15 protein-coding genes are annotated in these 15,661 nt (G+C 72.7%); 5 read left to right on the forward strand and 10 right to left on the reverse strand.

All coding sequences use genetic code 11. The annotated features are described in order from the left end of the window. The first annotated feature begins 48 nt into the window (after positions 1 to 48). Positions 49 to 1,044 carry a magnesium transporter CorA family protein gene (locus tag ACWCP6_RS16265; protein ID WP_450933091.1) on the forward strand — a complete coding sequence of 332 codons (996 nt, stop codon included), beginning with the start codon at positions 49 to 51 and terminating at the stop codon, positions 1,042 to 1,044. Between the two features lie 56 nt (positions 1,045 to 1,100). On the opposite strand, the gene ACWCP6_RS16270 is transcribed toward ACWCP6_RS16265, so the two are convergent. Further along, positions 1,101 to 2,549, reverse strand: coding sequence for an alkaline phosphatase PhoX (locus tag ACWCP6_RS16270; protein WP_450933092.1), 1,449 nt, complete (start codon positions 2,547 to 2,549; stop codon positions 1,101 to 1,103). Positions 2,550 to 2,855: 306 nt separating this feature from the next. After that, on the reverse strand, positions 2,856 to 4,286 hold the full coding sequence (locus ACWCP6_RS16275; RefSeq protein WP_450933093.1) for a hypothetical protein: 1,431 nt from the start codon (positions 4,284 to 4,286) through the stop codon (positions 2,856 to 2,858). 366 nt (positions 4,287 to 4,652) lie between these two features. Between ACWCP6_RS16275 and ACWCP6_RS16280 the strand changes: the two genes are divergently transcribed. Then, positions 4,653 to 6,476 carry an endonuclease/exonuclease/phosphatase family protein gene (locus ACWCP6_RS16280; protein ID WP_450933094.1) on the forward strand — a complete coding sequence of 608 codons (1,824 nt, stop codon included), beginning with the start codon at positions 4,653 to 4,655 and terminating at the stop codon, positions 6,474 to 6,476. 50 nt (positions 6,477 to 6,526) lie between these two features. On the opposite strand, the gene ACWCP6_RS16285 is transcribed toward ACWCP6_RS16280, so the two are convergent. The 5 genes from ACWCP6_RS16285 to lipB all read right to left on the reverse strand — a co-directional run bounded on the left by ACWCP6_RS16285 (position 6,527) and on the right by lipB (position 9,976). Continuing rightward, complete coding sequence (locus tag ACWCP6_RS16285) at positions 6,527 to 7,258, reverse strand: SRPBCC family protein (RefSeq protein ID WP_450933280.1); 732 nt, start codon at positions 7,256 to 7,258, stop codon at positions 6,527 to 6,529. 62 nt (positions 7,259 to 7,320) lie between these two features. After that, positions 7,321 to 8,073, reverse strand: a complete 753-nt coding sequence (locus ACWCP6_RS16290; RefSeq protein ID WP_450933095.1) for an ArsR/SmtB family transcription factor — start codon at positions 8,071 to 8,073, stop codon at positions 7,321 to 7,323. 297 nt (positions 8,074 to 8,370) lie between these two features. Next, positions 8,371 to 9,042 (reverse strand): hypothetical protein, encoded by a 672-nt coding sequence (locus ACWCP6_RS16295; RefSeq protein ID WP_450933096.1) that lies wholly within the window; start codon positions 9,040 to 9,042, stop codon positions 8,371 to 8,373. Positions 9,043 to 9,052: 10 nt separating this feature from the next. Further along, the gene (locus tag ACWCP6_RS16300) at positions 9,053 to 9,226 is read right to left on the reverse strand and encodes a hypothetical protein (RefSeq protein WP_450933097.1); all 174 of its coding nucleotides are present in this window, start codon (positions 9,224 to 9,226) and stop codon (positions 9,053 to 9,055) included. A gap of 84 nt (positions 9,227 to 9,310) precedes the next feature. Beyond that, a complete protein-coding gene (lipB, locus tag ACWCP6_RS16305) occupies positions 9,311 to 9,976 on the reverse strand; it encodes a lipoyl(octanoyl) transferase LipB (RefSeq protein ID WP_450933098.1) in 666 nt (221 codons plus the stop codon). 112 nt (positions 9,977 to 10,088) lie between these two features. On the opposite strand from lipB, the gene dapA reads away from it, so the two are divergent. Together dapA and ACWCP6_RS16315 are read left to right on the forward strand one after the other, a co-directional pair. Next, entirely contained in the window at positions 10,089 to 10,994 is a 906-nt protein-coding gene (dapA, locus tag ACWCP6_RS16310; RefSeq protein ID WP_450933099.1) for a 4-hydroxy-tetrahydrodipicolinate synthase, read from the forward strand. Between the two features lie 44 nt (positions 10,995 to 11,038). Then, complete coding sequence (locus ACWCP6_RS16315) at positions 11,039 to 11,632, forward strand: DinB family protein (protein WP_450933100.1); 594 nt, start codon at positions 11,039 to 11,041, stop codon at positions 11,630 to 11,632. 174 nt (positions 11,633 to 11,806) lie between these two features. On the opposite strand, the gene dapD is transcribed toward ACWCP6_RS16315, so the two are convergent. Then, positions 11,807 to 12,808, reverse strand: coding sequence for a 2,3,4,5-tetrahydropyridine-2,6-dicarboxylate N-succinyltransferase (dapD, locus tag ACWCP6_RS16320; RefSeq protein WP_450933101.1), 1,002 nt, complete (start codon positions 12,806 to 12,808; stop codon positions 11,807 to 11,809). Between the two features lie 9 nt (positions 12,809 to 12,817). After that, positions 12,818 to 14,056, reverse strand: a complete 1,239-nt coding sequence (locus tag ACWCP6_RS16325; RefSeq protein WP_450933102.1) for an MFS transporter — start codon at positions 14,054 to 14,056, stop codon at positions 12,818 to 12,820. A 155-nt stretch (positions 14,057 to 14,211) separates the two neighbouring features. Here ACWCP6_RS16325 and ACWCP6_RS16330 point away from each other — a divergent pair, with 155 nt between their 5' ends. After that, positions 14,212 to 15,186 carry a winged helix-turn-helix transcriptional regulator gene (locus ACWCP6_RS16330; protein ID WP_450933103.1) on the forward strand — a complete coding sequence of 325 codons (975 nt, stop codon included), beginning with the start codon at positions 14,212 to 14,214 and terminating at the stop codon, positions 15,184 to 15,186. Here the strand turns inward: ACWCP6_RS16330 and ACWCP6_RS16335 are convergent. Continuing rightward, on the reverse strand, positions 15,080 to 15,661 hold the full coding sequence (locus ACWCP6_RS16335) for a TetR/AcrR family transcriptional regulator (RefSeq protein ID WP_450933281.1): 582 nt from the start codon (positions 15,659 to 15,661) through the stop codon (positions 15,080 to 15,082). The two genes, ACWCP6_RS16330 and ACWCP6_RS16335, sit on opposite strands and share 107 nt — an antisense overlap.

Below are 15,661 nucleotides of genomic sequence, written 5' to 3' on the forward strand. Positions count from 1 at the left end.
CCCACTCTCCGTGTGCGGGGACGTCGGGGGGTGCGCAGGCTGGGGGGTGTGATCGTAACGGTGGTGTCGATGCCGGAGGGGGCCGTCGCGCGTACCGACATGGCTGGGGCACGGGAGCGGCTGGCGGCGTCCCGGTTCCTGGTCGTGGACGTCGAACTGCCGGAGGAGGGGTCGCCCGAGGAGGAGCAGGTCGCCCACCTGCTGGGGCTGGACGCGCAGGAGCTGGACTGGTTCGGCAGGGAGGGCGAACCCCCACGGGCCGAGGACGAGGGGCGGACGGCGGGGTTCGTCCTGCCCGTGATCCAGGACGACGAGGTCGTCCATGTGCACGCCGTGATGAGCGAGCAGTATCTGATCACGGTCCACCGCGGTCCGGTCGCCCTGCTCCAGCGCTTCACCGCCCGGTTGCAGCACGACCGTCCCCCCGACCACATCGCCACCGTGTTCCTGCTGCTGCAGGGCGCCCTGGAGACGTTCCGCCGGTCCGCGACGCAGGGCGTCCTGGAGGTGGAGGACCTCGAGGACGAGATGTTCGAGGAACGCAACCAGCAGCAGGTCTACGCGATGGCCCTGCTGCGACGCCGCGCGGCCACGCTGCACCACGGGCTCCTGCCCTTCGCGCAGGCGATGCAGGAGGTCCTCACGCGCCGGGCGGTGGACCGTGACGTCCCCGAGGAGCGGCGGGCGCTGCACCGCGCGTACGAGACCAGTGCGAGCCGGGTGCTCGGGGCCATCGAGGAGCTTCAGAACGCCACGCGCCGGGCGATGGTCACCTATTCGTCCCTGGTCGGCGGCGAGCAGAACGCCGTGATCAACCGCCTGACCATCCTGTCGACGATCTTCCTGCCGCTGACCTTCCTCACCGGGTTCTTCGGCATGAACTTCAGCTATATGACGAACGAGCTGACGAGCGAGGTCACCTTCTGGCTGCTCGCCGTGGCCCTGCAGGTGGCCGTTCTGGTCGCGGCTCTGTACGTGGTGCGCCGCACACAGTTCTGGCGGGAGCTGCGGGGGGACGACTCCGGCTCGGGCACCGAGGACTGAGACCGCCGCCCGGGCGGACACCCCGGGCGGCGGCAGGGTACGAAGGGAGTCCGTGCCTACCTGCGCTGGCGCTTCCAGGGCCCGGTGATCGCCAGCATGATGCCCGGCTCCTGGATGTTCGCGTACAGGGTGCAGCCGTCGGGCGAGAAGGTGACGCCGGTGAACTCGCTGTACTCCGGCTCCTCCTCGGTGCCGATGTTCAGCTCGTTGCGCGCGATGGGGTACGTGCGACCGCTGTCGGTCGCACCGAACAGGTGCTGGATGCCTTCGCCGTCCTCGGCGATGACGAGGCCGCCGTAGGGCGAGACGGTGATGTTGTCGGGGCCGTCGAAGGCGCCGTCCCGTGACGGGTCCTGGTTCACGCCGAGCAGCACCTTCAGGGTGAGGGTGCGGCGCTTCGGGTCGTAGAACCACACCTGCCCGTCGTGCTGCACCGGGCTCTCCTCGCGGGCGAAGGAGGAGACGATGTACGTGCCGCCGTCGCCCCACCACATGCCCTCGAGCTTGCGGGCCCGGGTGATCTCACCGGCGGCGAACTGCTTGCGCACCGAGACGGTCTTCGCGTCACGGTCCGGGACGTCGACCCAGTCGACGCCGTACACGGTGCCGATCTTCGTGGCGCGGGAGAGGTCGTCGACGAAACGGCCGCCGGAGTCGTAGCACTTGGGGGCCTGGAGGACACCCGCGTCGTCGGCGAGCGTCGCGAGCCGGCCGCGGCCGTGCTCGAAGCCCTGCGGCGGGGTCCAGCGGTACAGCAGGCCGTTCGGGCCGGCCGCATCCTCGGTCAGGTACAGCTGGCCGCGCCGCGGATCCACGACGACGGCCTCGTGGGCGTACCGACCAAGTGCCTTGACGGGCTTGGGGTTCCGGTTGGCCCGGCGGTCCTGCGGGTCGACCTCGAAGACGTAGCCGTGGTCCTTGGTCATGCCGTTCTGGCCGGCCTTGTCCTCGGTCTCCTCGCAGGTCAGCCAGGTGCCCCAGGGGGTGCGTCCGCCGGCGCAGTTGGTGGACGTGCCCGCGATGCCCACCCACTCCGCGACATGGCCGCCGTGGCGGACCTCGACGACGGTGCAGCCGCCGGACGCGGCCGGGTCGTAGACGAGGCCCTCGGTGAGCGGAACCGGGTACGTCCAGCCGGCGCGGGGGCCCTTCAGCTCGTGGTTGTTGACGAGGAGGGTCGTGCCGCGCAGGCCCTCGAACGTGGAGGTGCCGTCGTGGTTCGACGGCGTGAACTCGCCCGACTCCAGCTTGGTCACGCCGCTGTGCGTGATGACGCGGTACGAGAAGCCGGCGGGCAGCGCGAGCAGACCCTCCGGGTCGGGGAGCAGCGGGCCGTACCCGACGCCGTCGTCGTGCCCGGCTCCCCCGGGGGTGCCTGCGCTCTCGGTGTCCTGCGAGGCGAGGGCGCCGGGGGCAGTGGCCAGTACACCGGCACTGCCTGCCAGAGCGACACCGGCGCCGGTCAGCGCGGTTCGTCTGGCGAAGTCCCTGCGGGTGAGCGACATAGGTTTCTCCTACGGGCACGTCGGCTGGACTCGGATCCGACCGTACGCTGCCGGGCCCGCCTGAACAGCAGTTGAACACCGGCCTACTCCCCGCCGAGGAATACCCCCGTCCGCCCGTCATTTTTCGCCACGCGGCCGACCCGGCTCCCTGCGCGGCGACGGTCGCGGGCCGTACCGGCGTGGCCGGGCGAGGCCGCACCGGCCGGGCAGCCGCACCGGAACCGCACCGCGCGCGAGGCAGGACGTCCGCCGCGGGCGGTCGGGGACACCGGACCGCCCGCGGCGGACGCGGGGCGTGAGGGGGCGTCAGCCCGCCTGCTGGGACCTCGCCTTGAAGGCGGCCTTGCGGGCCTCCTTCGCGACCCTCTTGTCGGGGTGGAGGCGGCCCATCGCCTCCAGGACGTCGGCCGTGGCGGGGTGGTCGACACGCCATGCGGTGTCGAAGAAGCCTGCGTGCTGTTCGGCGAGGCCTTCGACGAGCGCCTGGAGCTCCTCGGAGTTGCCCTCGGCCGCCAGCTGCGCGGCCACCGTGTCGATGGTGAGCCAGAAGACCATCGCCCCGGACGGCGGCGGCACGTCCTGAGCCCCGTGCTCCACCAGCCACACGCGGGCCAGCCCGCCGAGCTGCGGGTCGTCGAGCACCTCCCGCAGTGCGGGCTCCGCCTCGTTCCCGACGAGGGACAGGGCCTGCTGGCAGCGCAGCCGCCGCAGCGGGGCCCCGTCGTCGTCACCCCGCGCGGCGGCCAGCAACTCCTGTGCCGCGGACAGTGGTTCGCGCCGGGCGAGCCACTGCTCGGTCTCGGCACGGGCGGCGGACTGCGGAAACCCGCTCGTACCGGCGAGCAGCGCGTCCGCGCCCTTGTCGGTGAGCTCCCCCACCGCCGGCGCCTCCACGCCGGCCTCGAGCATCCGCACCCGCACCCCGTACCGGCCGAGCGGGGTGAGCCGCACCATCCCGTACCGCGTGACGTCGGAGTCGTCGACCGGCGCGGCGGGTTCCGCGTCCGCGTCGGCCATGAGCGCCTCGTCGACGGGCTGGAACTCGACGAGTCCGATGGGTTCGAGTGTGCGGAACTGGTCGTCGAGCCGCATCATCGCGTCCGACACCTGCTCCAGGATGTCGTCCGTGGGCTCCCCCATGTCGTCCGGCACGATCATCGACGCGGCGAGCGCGGGCAGCGGCACGGGCTCGTCGCCCGGCCCCTCCTGGTGGACGGAGAGCAGGTACAGGTTGCCGAGCACACCGTCGAGGAAGTCGGCCTCGGCCTCCGGGTCCCAGCCGAGCCGGTCGAAGTCGACGGTGCCGCCGCCCTCGATGGCGTCGACGAGATCGTCGAGGTCCGGCACGCTCGCGTCGGCGAGGACGGTGTCGAGCGCCGTGCGCCAGAGCCCCAGGACGTCCTGCGGCGATCCGGTGCCGACGAGCACGAGGGCGGCACCGGCGACGACGGTGCCCTCCTCCTCGTCGGCGATCTCGACGAGTCCGGTGTCGACGGCGACCCGCCAGGCCTCGCTGGCGTATGCGGCGGCGTCCTCGTCGTCCGGCAGACCCAGCGCCTGCGCGGCGGCCGGCAGCTGCTCGTCGACGAGTTCACCGCCCGCACCCACCCGGGTCTCGGGCCCCGCCCAGCGGGCGAGCCGTACGGCGCGGGCGAACAGCGGCGCCGCGAGCGCGTCCCGCGCGAGCTCCGCTTCGGAGTGCAGTCGCACCGGGGGCATGGGGGTGCTGGCTGACATCGGCTGGTTTCTCCTCCGGGCATCGGGGTTCACGGCTCAGCCTAGACGGATTCGTCCCATCCCTCCCGCCGGTCGAGGATGAGCGCGCTCCGACGAGCCCCCTGCCGAACCGCCCTTCTTGACCCGGTTCATGTACCCGTCAAATTCCGTACACGGCTGAAACCTTGACAACTACCCGTCGGTCACAAGAGATTGACGCGCGTAGAGAGCCATCAGGAAGCCGTAGTTGGCCACGGGGGGCCGCGGTGTCACCGCAGTACCGCACGGCCCGTGTCATCACACGCACCACCCTCGTCCCGGCGCTTCACCAACGTCCCCGGAGGGATCCCTTTGTCGAGCAAGACCCCGAGCAAGCCGAGCAGATCCATGTCGCGTCTCGCCGTGCTCACCGTCGCCGCCGTCTGTTCCACGGTGACCACCGTGGTGGTCACCTCGCCCGCGCACGCGGACGAGGTCCGTATCCATGACATCCAGGGCGCGACCCGGATATCCCCGCTCGCGAGCAAGCCGGTCACCGACGTGCCCGGCATCGTCACGGGCATTCGCACCTACGGCTCGTCCAAGGGCTTCTGGGTCCAGGACCCCGACCCGGACGCCGACCCCGCCACCAGCGAAGGCGTCTTCGTCTTCACCGGCTCGGCCCCGAAGGTCGCCGTGGGTGACGCGGTGAAGGTCTCGGGCACGGTCTCGGAGTACGTCCCGGGCGGCGCGACGTCCGGAAACCAGTCGGTGACCGAGATCACCAAGCCCACGGTGACGGTCGTGTCGTCCGGCAACCCGCTGCCGCAGGCCGTCGTCATCAACGCGAAGTCGGTGCCCTCCGCGTACGCCCCGGAGGGCGACACCGCGGCGAACGGCTCCATCAACGGTCTGACCCTCCGGCCGGCAGACTACGCCCTGGACTACTACGAGTCGCTGGAGGGCATGAACGTCCGCATCGGCTCGTCCCGTGTGGTCACGGCCACGGACCCGTACTCCGAGCTGTGGGTCACCGTGAAGCCGCACGAGCACGCGGACACGCGCGGCGGCACCGTCTACGGCTCGTACACCTCGCAGAACACCGGCCGGCTGCAGATCCAGTCGCTGATCCCGGCTGCCGACCAGCCCTTCCCGACCGCGAACGTCGGGGACGAGCTCCAGGGCGACACCGAAGGCCCCCTCGACTACAACCAGTTCGGCGGCTACACGCTGACGGCGCGTTCGCTGGGCAAGCCGGTCACGGGCGACCTGGCCCGCGAGACCACCCGCAAGCAGCGGAGCGGCGAGCTGGCCGTGGCGACGTACAACGTCGAGAACCTGGACCCGACCGACCCGCAGGACAAGTTCGACAAGCTCGCCGACGGCGTGGTGACGCACCTTCAGTCGCCCGACATCGTCGCCCTGGAGGAGATCCAGGACAACAACGGCGCCAAGGACGACGGAACCGTCGACGCCGATGTGACGGTGCAGAAGTTCATCGACGCGGTCGTGGCCAAGGGCGGTCCGCGGTACGAGTGGCGCTCCATCAACCCGGTCAACGACAAGGACGGCGGCGAGCCGGGCGGCAACATCCGCCAGGTCCTCCTCTTCAACCCGGACCGTGTCTCCTTCACGGACCGCCAGGGCGGCGACTCGACCACCGCGACCGGGGTGACCAGCACCCACGGCAAGGCCGCACTGACGCTGTCCCCGGGGCGTATCGACCCTGCGAGCGACGCCTGGGCCAACAGCCGCAAGCCGCTGGCCGGCGAGTTCGTCTTCCGCGGCCGCACGGTCTTCGTGATCGCGAACCACTTCGCGTCCAAGGGCGGCGACCAGTCGCTGCACTCGCAGTACCAGCCGCCGGTGCGCAGCTCCGAGACGGAGCGCCACCAGCAGGCCACCGAGGTGAACTCCTTCGTCAAGGACATCCTCAAGGCGCAGCCGAGCGCCGACGTGATCGCCCTCGGTGACATCAACGACTTCGAGTTCTCCGGCACCGCGCAGCGCCTGGAGGACGGCCGCGCACTCTGGTCGGCGATCAAGTCCCTGCCGAAGAAGGAGCGTTACACCTACGACTACCAGGGCAACAGCCAGGTCCTCGACCAGATCCTGGTGAGCCCGCGGATCCGCAAGGACGGCGACTTCAGCTACGACAGCGTCCACATCAACGCGGAGTTCGCGGACCAGAACAGCGACCACGACCCGCAGGTGCTGCGTTTCCACCCGTAAGGGGCGCGGGTACGGCGCCGGGGGCCCCGGCGCCGTACCCGGCGGGCGGCTCAGGCGAAGACGCCGTCCAGCCAGTCCTGCCAGGCGGCCTCGTTCGCCTTGGCGTCGGCACCCGACGCGAAGTCGTGGACGCTGATGCCGACCGGGGCGCCCCAGTGGTTGCGCCCGAAGAAGCGGACGAGGGCGTCGTCGGTGCGCAGTCCGATGAAGTACGGGTTGCGGAAGTCGACCACGGCGTCGAGGGACCGCCCCCCGGGGCCGTGGGCCGCGACGCGCCCGCCCTGCGCCGTGTCCTCGCTCAGGCCGAGCGCCCGTGCGACGGCGGCGAGGGCGTCCGGGGCGACGGACGCCACGGGCCCGTTCAGGGTCGCGAAGGCGACCGGGCGGCCGGCGAAGTGCGTCAGGTACTCGCGCAGGGTGTGCAGGTAGAAGTCGGTGTGCTTGTCGGCGCCGTCGTACTGGTTGTCCCAGTCCTCGACGAAGATTCCGCTGTGCACGTAGCGCACCCAGGCGCGTCTGCCCTCGTCACGCGGTTCGACGGTCTCGTCGATCTGGTTGAGGGTCTGCTGCGTCATCCCCTCGACGTTCTCCACAAGGCTGGTGAGCCGGTGCGGCGGGTCCCAGTTCGTGAGCGTGGAGCCGAAGGGTCCGGCGCCGCCCTGGCGCGGCTCGAACTCCATCGGCCACAGCCAGCCGCCGGTGCCGCTGGTGATCGCCTCCCACACCTGCTCCGGCGTGGCGTCGACCTCGAACTCGCGGGCGATCTCGAATTCCTTGGACATGGTGATGACTCCTGGGGTCAGCGGGGCGGCCACGGCGCCGTTCGCGCCGGTCCTGCGGGGCGTCACGACGCCCCCTCGGTATCTGTCGTCGCGGATGTCGTCGCGGACGGGGCGGCACCGGTGCCCGGCGCCGGACCCGGTGATCCGGCCTCCACCGCCGGGGGTGTCGATTCCTCCTCCACCGCCGGGGACGGCGAGCCCTGCTCCGCGGCCGGGGGCCCCGATGCGGCGTCGGGCCGGACCGTCGGATGCACGGCGACCACGATCCGGTGGTCCCGTCCCCCTTCGGCAGTGCCGTCGTGGTACTTGCGGATGAGTGCGCCGACGCCCTGGGTCAGCTCCTCGATGAAGGCGGCCCGGTCGGCGGCCGACGCGAAGCGCACCTCGCCGTCGAGCGCATAGGTCGCCAGCCTCTTGCGGGCCTTGGTGGCTCCGGTGATCAGCGAGCCGATGTCGCGTACGAGGCGGGCGGCGACGGCGAGCAGCCAGCGCGCGGAGAGCTGGTCCCGGGCACGCTCGGGGTCGGGCTGCACGGCGCCGAGGGCGAGCGGCGAGATGACGTACGACGCGGCGGTCGCACGCATCAGCCGCTCGGTGACATTGCCCTTGCGGCGCTCGCCCGCGAGCTCGACCAGGCCGTGCCGCTCCAGCGCCTTGAGGTGGTAGTTGACCTTCTGCCTGGGCAGTCCGACCTTTCCGGCCAGCATCGCGGCGGAGGCGGGCCCCGCCGTCAGCTCGGCCAGCAGCCGGGCCCGCACGGGGTCCAGCGAGACGGCGGCGGCGGCCGGGTCCTCGATCACGGTGACGTCCAGCATGCGTCCAGACTCTCACCGACAACTTTTTTTGTCCAGGCGGTTCGAGTTTTCGGTGAGTCGTGGGACCTGGTGCGGGATGCGCGGCGGTGGGGGCGGCGGCGGGGCTCCTCTTCGGGCATGACCGACGGGCACCCTTCGGCCCCGGCCGACGCAGGTGCGCCGTCGCGGAAGCGGTGGAGGGGGCGGAGATCCCGCCGGGACGCGGGGTCGGGCCGACGCCGAACGCCGCCTCGCGCACGAGATCCCGGCACATGGCCGTCGCGGCGAAGCGGGCGGGCGGCCGCGGTGAGAACCGCGTCAGGCGATGGTGTCCCCGTCCCGTCCGAGCCGGGCCAGTTGCGTCTGGAACCAGTCGAGGCGGGCCTGGAGCAGCGCCGCCTCCGCGACCAGTTCGGGCACCCCCAGGTCGGCGGGCGGCGCGGCCACGGTGCGGGCGGCGCCCGCGCGCACGGTCAGCCCTTCGCCGGCCAGCCGGGCGAAGCGGGCGAGCGTCAGCGACGTACGCGCCCCTGTGCACCCCGGGCAGGCGGCCTCCAGGGTGATCCAGCCGGGCAGGCCCCGGCCCGTGTCGGCGAGCGCGGTCGCCGTGGCACCGCAGCCGCAGGGCCCCACGGTCACGGAGCGCACCCGCTGACGGGCGTAGCGGAAGCCTCGTTCGAACCGGATGTACGCGCCGAGCACGGTGACCTCGAGGAGCGCGGCCCGCCGGTTCTCCGCGGTGCACAGCAGCGCCTCGGCGTCGGAGCGCACATGGACGCAGTGGAAGCCGCAGTCGCAGCGGCGGTGCGGGGCGCGGTGGCGCAGTCCGTAGGCGCAGCGCGCCTCGTCGAGCACCCCGTACGGCAGGGCGCCGCCCAGGGAGACACCGGTGAACCCGACCCGGGTGCCGTCCTGGGACAGCACCGGGTGGGTGATCTTGTACCCGGTCGGCGGCTCCGTCGGGCGTTCGGCCGGGAGCCGCAGTCTCATCCGCGGAACCTCAGCCGGCGACCGGGGCCTCGGCGTCGCGCGTGGCGACGGTCGTGGCGGCCGGGCGCTCCGGCTCCGGGTGGAGCCGTGCGGGCCGTGCGTCGCCCTCGTGTTCCTGGTCGTGCGTGGTCTCGCGCTGCCGTTCCTCCGCGACACCGGTCGCGAGCGCCTTGCCGAGTTTCATGACGCCTCCCGTGACGGGGCACTTGATGTCATGGTGCAGCACACACCCGCGGATGCGCACCAGGGCGTGCGGGGGCGGGCCGGCTCAGGCCGCGCCGAGCGCCACCGCCACGGCGTCCCTGACCTCGCGGTCGGTGGGCACGGGCCGGCCCCGGGCCGCCGCCATCGCGGCGAGTGAGGTCATCGCGACCTCGGGCAGCCCGCAGGCCGTGAACCTGGCGAACTCGGCCAGGTCCGAGGCCACGTTGAGCGCGAAGCCGTGGCTGGTGACGCCGCCGCGGATGCGCATCCCGATGGACACGAGTTTTTCGCCGCCGGGTGTCCATACGCCCACCAGGCTCTGCGCCCCGGGCGGAGTGTCGCGCCGGACGGTTTCGAAGCCGAGCGCGGCGCACGCCCGGATCAGCCCGTTCTCCAGCCGGCGCACGACATCGCCGGGACCGCTGCGGCGCTCGCGCTCGCGCAGGTCGAGCACGAGGTAGCCGATGAGCTGTCCGGGCCCGTGGTACGTCGCCTGGCCGCCGCGGTCCACCGCGACCAGAGGGACCGGGGAGTCGACGGGCAGATCCGCGGGCGGTGTCCGCGAGCCGTAGGTGATGACGGGCGGATGGCTCAGCAGCACCAGCCGGTCCGCGATCTCCCCCGCCCGCCGCTGCCCGGCCCAGCCGGCCATGCGCTCCACGGCATCGGTGTACGGCACTTCCCCCAGATCGACGCGTTCCGTTCCGGGGAACGCCCCTGCCCCGCTCATCCCATGCACCTCCTCGATGACCTTAGTCCGACACCACGCCGTAGCAGACCTGACCCGTATTCCGTAGAAGAATTAAGTGGTGCTACACAGTCGGCCTGCCGACACTACGTTCATGACCACATCGAGGCCCTTCGGCCGCGCGCTCTGCGCCATGATCACGCCGTTCACGGACACCGGGGTGCTCGACCTGGACGGCGCCCAGCGACTCGCGGACCGGCTGGTGGGCCGGGGGTGCGACGGGCTGGTGCTGTCCGGGACCACGGGCGAGTCGCCGACGACCACGGACTCCGAGAAGTCCGCGCTCGTGCGCGCCGTCTCCGAGGCGGTCGGTGGCCGCGCGGCGATCGTGGCGGGCGTGGGCACCGCGGACACCCGGCACACGGTCGAGCTCGCCCTCGCGGCCGAGAAGGCGGGCGCCGACGGTCTGCTGGTCGTGGCGCCGTACTACAGCAGGCCGCCGCAGGACGCGGTCGAGGCCCACTTCCGTCAGATCGCGGACGCCTCCGGGCTTCCGCTGATGCTGTACGACATCCCCGGCCGCACCGGCACCCGGATCGAACCGGACAGCCTGCTGCGCCTGGCCCCGCATCCGCGCGTCGTCGCGGTCAAGGACTGCGCCTACGACCTGTTCGGCAGCCAGCACGTGATGGCCCGCACGGATCTCGCGTACTACGCGGGCTGCGAGGAGTTCGTCCTGCCGCTGTACGCGGTCGGGGGCGCGGGGTACGTCTCGACGGTCGCCAACGCCGCCCCGGCCGAACTCCGCGCCATCCTCGACGCGTTCGACTCCGGCGACACGGCCGGGGCGGCCCGGCTCCAGCGCGCGGCCCTGCCCCTCATGGAGGCGATGATGGCATCCGGCCTGCCCGGCACGGTCACGGCGAAGGCCCTGCTCGGTGCGCTCGGCCTCCCGGCGGGCCCGGTCCGCTCCCCGCTGCGTCCCGCGGACCGGGAGGCGACGGAGGGACTGCTCGCGGCGTACCGCGCGCTCGTCGACGCACGGGCGGGTGCCGCCTGACGTCCCCCACCCGCACAGGGCCCGTCGGACGGCAGACTGGCCCCATGACCGCATCGGACCCCAAGGCCGACCTTCGCTTGTACCTCCAGTCCGCCCGTGATGCCCTGCTGTGGAAGCTCGAAGGGCTCTCGGAGTACGACGTCCGCCGCCCGCTGACGCCGACCGGCACCAATCTCCTGGGCCTGGTGAAGCATGTGGCCGGCGTGGAACTGGGCTATCTCGGCGACACCTTCGGACGGCCGTCCGGCGAGCCGCTGCCCTGGCTCGAGGACGGTGCCGAGCCCAACGCGGACATGTGGGCCACCGCCGACGAGTCACGCAAGCACATCGTGGAGCTCTACCGCAGGGCGTGGGCGCATGCGGACGCGACGATCGAGGCGCTGGCGCTGGACACCATAGGCAGGGTGCCGTGGTGGGCGGAGGACCGGAACGAAGTGACGCTGCACCATGCCGTGGTGCGCGTGATCGCCGACACGCACCGGCACGCCGGGCACGCCGACATCATCCGGGAACTCATGGACGGTTCCGTGGGGATGAACAAGGGCAACGACAGCATGGCGCCGGGCGATCCGGCGTGGTGGGAGAACCACCGGAGCCGGCTGGAGCGGGCGGCCCGGGAAGCGGACCGGAACGCGTAGCCCGAGGAGCCGGCCCGTACGAGCCGCACGGCACCGACGCGCGAGTGCCCTCCCAGGGCCGTGCTCGGGCCGTGGAAGGGCACTCGGCGAAGACCGACCGCGCCCGCTGCCGACGGCTCGTCGGCAGGTCGCTCAGTGGTCGGTGGGGCGGCCGCAGGTCGCGGCCGCCCTGGGTCAGTTGTGGCTGTGCAGGATGTCGTTCAGGCCGCCCCAGACCGCGTTGTTCGGGCGGGCCTCGACCGTGCCGGTGACCGAGTTGCGGCGGAAGAGGATGTTGGAGGCGCCGTTGAGCTCGCGTGCCTTGACGATCTGGCCGTCGGGCATGGTGATGCGGGTGCCCGCGGTGACGTAGAGGCCGGCCTCCACGACGCACTCGTCGCCCAGGGCGATGCCGACGCCCGCCTCGGCGCCGATGAGGCAGCGCTCGCCGATGGAGATGATGACGTTGCCGCCGCCGGAGAGGGTGCCCATGGTGGAGGCGCCGCCGCCGATGTCGGAGCCGTCGCCGACGACGACGCCCGCGGAGATGCGGCCCTCGACCATGGAGGTGCCGAGGGTGCCGGCGTTGAAGTTGACGAAGCCCTCGTGCATGACCGTGGTGCCCTGGGCGAGGTGCGCGCCGAGGCGGACACGGTCGGCGTCGGCGATGCGGACGCCCTTCGGCGCGACGTAGTCCGTCATGCGCGGGAACTTGTCGATGGAGGTCACCTGGAGGTGCAGGCCCTCGGCGCGGGCATTCAGACGGACCTTCTCGACGTCGTCGACGGCAACCGGGCCGAGCGAGGTCCAGGCGACGTTGGAGAGCAGGCCGAAGAGCCCGTCGAGGTTCTGGCCGTGCGGCTTCACCAGACGGTGGGACAGCAGGTGGAGACGCAGGTACGCGTCGTGCGCGTCCAGCGGCTTGTCCTCGAGCGAGGCGATGACCGTACGGACGGCGACCACCTCGACGCCACGGCGGGCGTCCGGGCCGATGGCCTTCGCGGCACCCTCGCCGAGCAGCTCCACGGCACGGTCGGCGGACAGGCGCTCGGTGCCGGCCGGGCCGAGGCCCTCGGCGGACGCCGCGACGAGCTCGGGAGCGGGGAACCAGGTGTCGAGGACGGTGCCGTCCGCGGTGAGGGTGGCGAGGCCGGCGGCGACGGCGCCGGTGGTGCGAGTAGCAGTCGAGTCGGTCATGCCAGCAACCTAACCGCCGAGGACCCGCCGAGGCGAACCGGTCTCAGCGTCCGGGCGCGGTCCCCACCAGGTACGGGCCGGTGTCCGGCGCAGCCGGCCCGCGACGAGCACCGCCGTCCCGGCCAGCGCCCCGAGGGCCGCGCAGGCGGGCCACAGCGCCGAGGGTGCCGCCGCGTAGAGGGCACCGCCGAGGGGCGCGGCGAGGACGGTGCCACTGACCGAGGCTCCGGAGTACAGGCTCTGGAAGCGGCCCTGCACATGGTCCGGGGCCTGGTCGGCGACGTAGGCCGTGGCCGTGGACTTGTACAGGACCTCGCCGAGCGTCAGCAGCGTCATCATGGTGACGGCGGTGGCGAGCGAGGCGCCGGCGAGCAGGGCCGCGTAGCCCCCGGCGACCAGCAGCAGTCCGGTGCCGACGACGGCGAGCGGGGAGCGCCGCCGCAGGGCGACCGCAGCGGGGAGCTCCAGGCAGAGGATCACGCCGCCGTTGATCGCCAGCAGGGCGCCGTAGACCTGCGCGTCCATGCCGTGGGCGGCGAGGAAGACGGGGAACGTCGAGTACTGCTGCCGGTATACCAGGTCGACGACCAGGATCGCGCCGAGCAGCACCAGCACGGCGGGCCGTGCCCGCAGCTCGGGCCACAGCCGGCCGCCGGCGTGTTCCGGGGCCGCCGTCTCCCGGGTCGCGCCGCGCGCCGGGACCACCCGCGCGGTCCACAGCGCGAGGAAGAGCGTGCCGGCCCCGTCGGCGACGAACAGCCAGCCGTACGAGGCATGGGTGGCGACCAGCGCGCCGAGCACGGGGCCCACGGTGAAGCCCGCGTTGGCGGCGGCACGGACGACGGCGAAGGCCTGGCGGCGGGCACCCTCGGGGACGATCACCGCGACGAGCGCCGCGCCGGCGGCGCGCACCACGCCGACGGCGTACTCGGAGACCGGTAGCGCCAGACAGAGCGCGGGCGTCGGGATGACGGGCAGCGCGACGAGGACAAGTCCGGAGGCGACGGCGGCGACGAGCAGGACCCGGCGGTGGCCGAAGCGGTCGCCGAACCAGCCGCCCGTGAAGTTGCCCGCGACGACTCCGGCGCCGCCGATGCCGCTGATCAGGCCCGCCTGGCCGACGTCGAGGCCGCGCGGGCCGGTGAGATAGAGGAACAGATAGACGAAGGTGAGGCTCACGACCATGGTGGCGAACTGGCCGCAGGCCAGCAGCCACACCGTGCGCGGCACGTCTTTCAGCGCTCGCATGCGCCTGCTCCCCCGATTCCCCCGCCGGACCTCGTGGTTCCGGCGATCAGCTCCGCCCGGGTCTCCGCCGCCCGAGTCAGTTTCTTTTGGGAACGGACTATGTCAGGATGCGAGTCTCCGGTCAACGACGTTTCCGCCGGGAGGAGCACAGAGCCATGGCCAGACGGACCAGCCTCGGCGACGCCGACTGCTCGATCGCGCAGGCCCTGGACGTGGTCGGTGACTGGTGGACGCTGCTGGTCGTCCGGGACCTGGCCCGCGGGGTGCACCGCTTCGAGGGGCTGCAACAGGAACTCGGCGTCTCCCGCAAGGTGTTGACGGAGCGGCTGCATCTCCTCGTGGACGCGGGCGTGGTCTCCCGGACGCCGTACCAGGAGCGGCCGGTGCGCCACGAGTACCGGCTCACGCCGCGCGGCCGGGCCCTGGTGCCGGTCCTGGTGGCCCTGCAGGACTGGGGCGACGCCTGGGTCCTGGGCGACGGCGCGACGACGGCGACGGCGGACCCGGGCTCGGCCGAGGCCCGGCGGGTCCACGAGCTGCGCGGCACCCGCGTCCCCGAGCTCCGGCTCACCGACCTGGACGGCGCCCCGCGCGACCCGGTCGCCGGCACCGCGTACACGGTCCTGTACTGCTTCCCCGGCGGCTACGCCCGGCCGGATGCGTATCCGCCGGGCTGGTCCGGGATCCCGGGCGCACCCGGCTGCACCCTGGAGTCGTGCACCTACCGCGACCGGCTCGCCGACTTCACGGCGGCCGGCGCCACGGTGCACGGCGTGTCCACCCAACGCCCCGACGAACAGCGGGCGTTCGCCGACGCGGAGCGGCTCGGCTTTCCGCTGCTGTCGGACACGGATCTGGAGCTGGCGGCGGCGCTGCGCCTGCCGACCTTCCGCGCGGCCGGCGCCAGCCGGCTCAAGCGGCTCACACTCGTCGTGGACCGGGAGCGGGTGGTGCGCGAGGTGTTCTACCCGGTGACGGACGTGGCGGGCAGCGTCGCGGCCGCGCTCGCGGCGGTCACGGACGTCACGGAGCCGACGGCTCCGGCTCCTCCCCGGGACCCGGGCCGGGCCCCGCGATCACCCGGTGCAGCATCTCCCGCGCATACGCCTCGTCGTACGCCCCGCCCGTGAGCAGCACCTGAAGGCAGATGCCGTCCATGAGCGCGACGAGCGCCCGCGCGGTCACCGGGTCGGTGCGCCGGGCCAGCGGATCGGCGAGACCCTCGCACCACTCGGCGGCGACCGGCCGCAGGGCGGGGCGGCGCAGGGCGGCGAGGTAGAGCTCGTACTCGAGCTCGACGCCCGTGGGGTCCCCGGCGAGCCACTCCCCCATCAGCCCGGCGAGTTCGCCGGCGAGGTCGGTGCGGCGGTCCTCCAGCGCGCCGCGGCTGCGCACCACCTTGGCGAAACCCTCGTTGGCCTGGCGCAGCGCGGCGACGAGGAGCTCGTCGAGGGTCTTGAAGTGGTACGTCGTGGAGCCGAGCGGCACGTCCGCCTCGGCGGCGGCGGAGCGGTGGCTGAGTCCGGCGATGCCGTGCGCGCCGACGACACGGATCGCGGCGTCGATGATGCGCTGACGGCGCTCGGGGTCGTAGCGGCGCGTCAT

This window comes from Streptomyces sp. NPDC002004 (genome assembly GCF_053593975.1).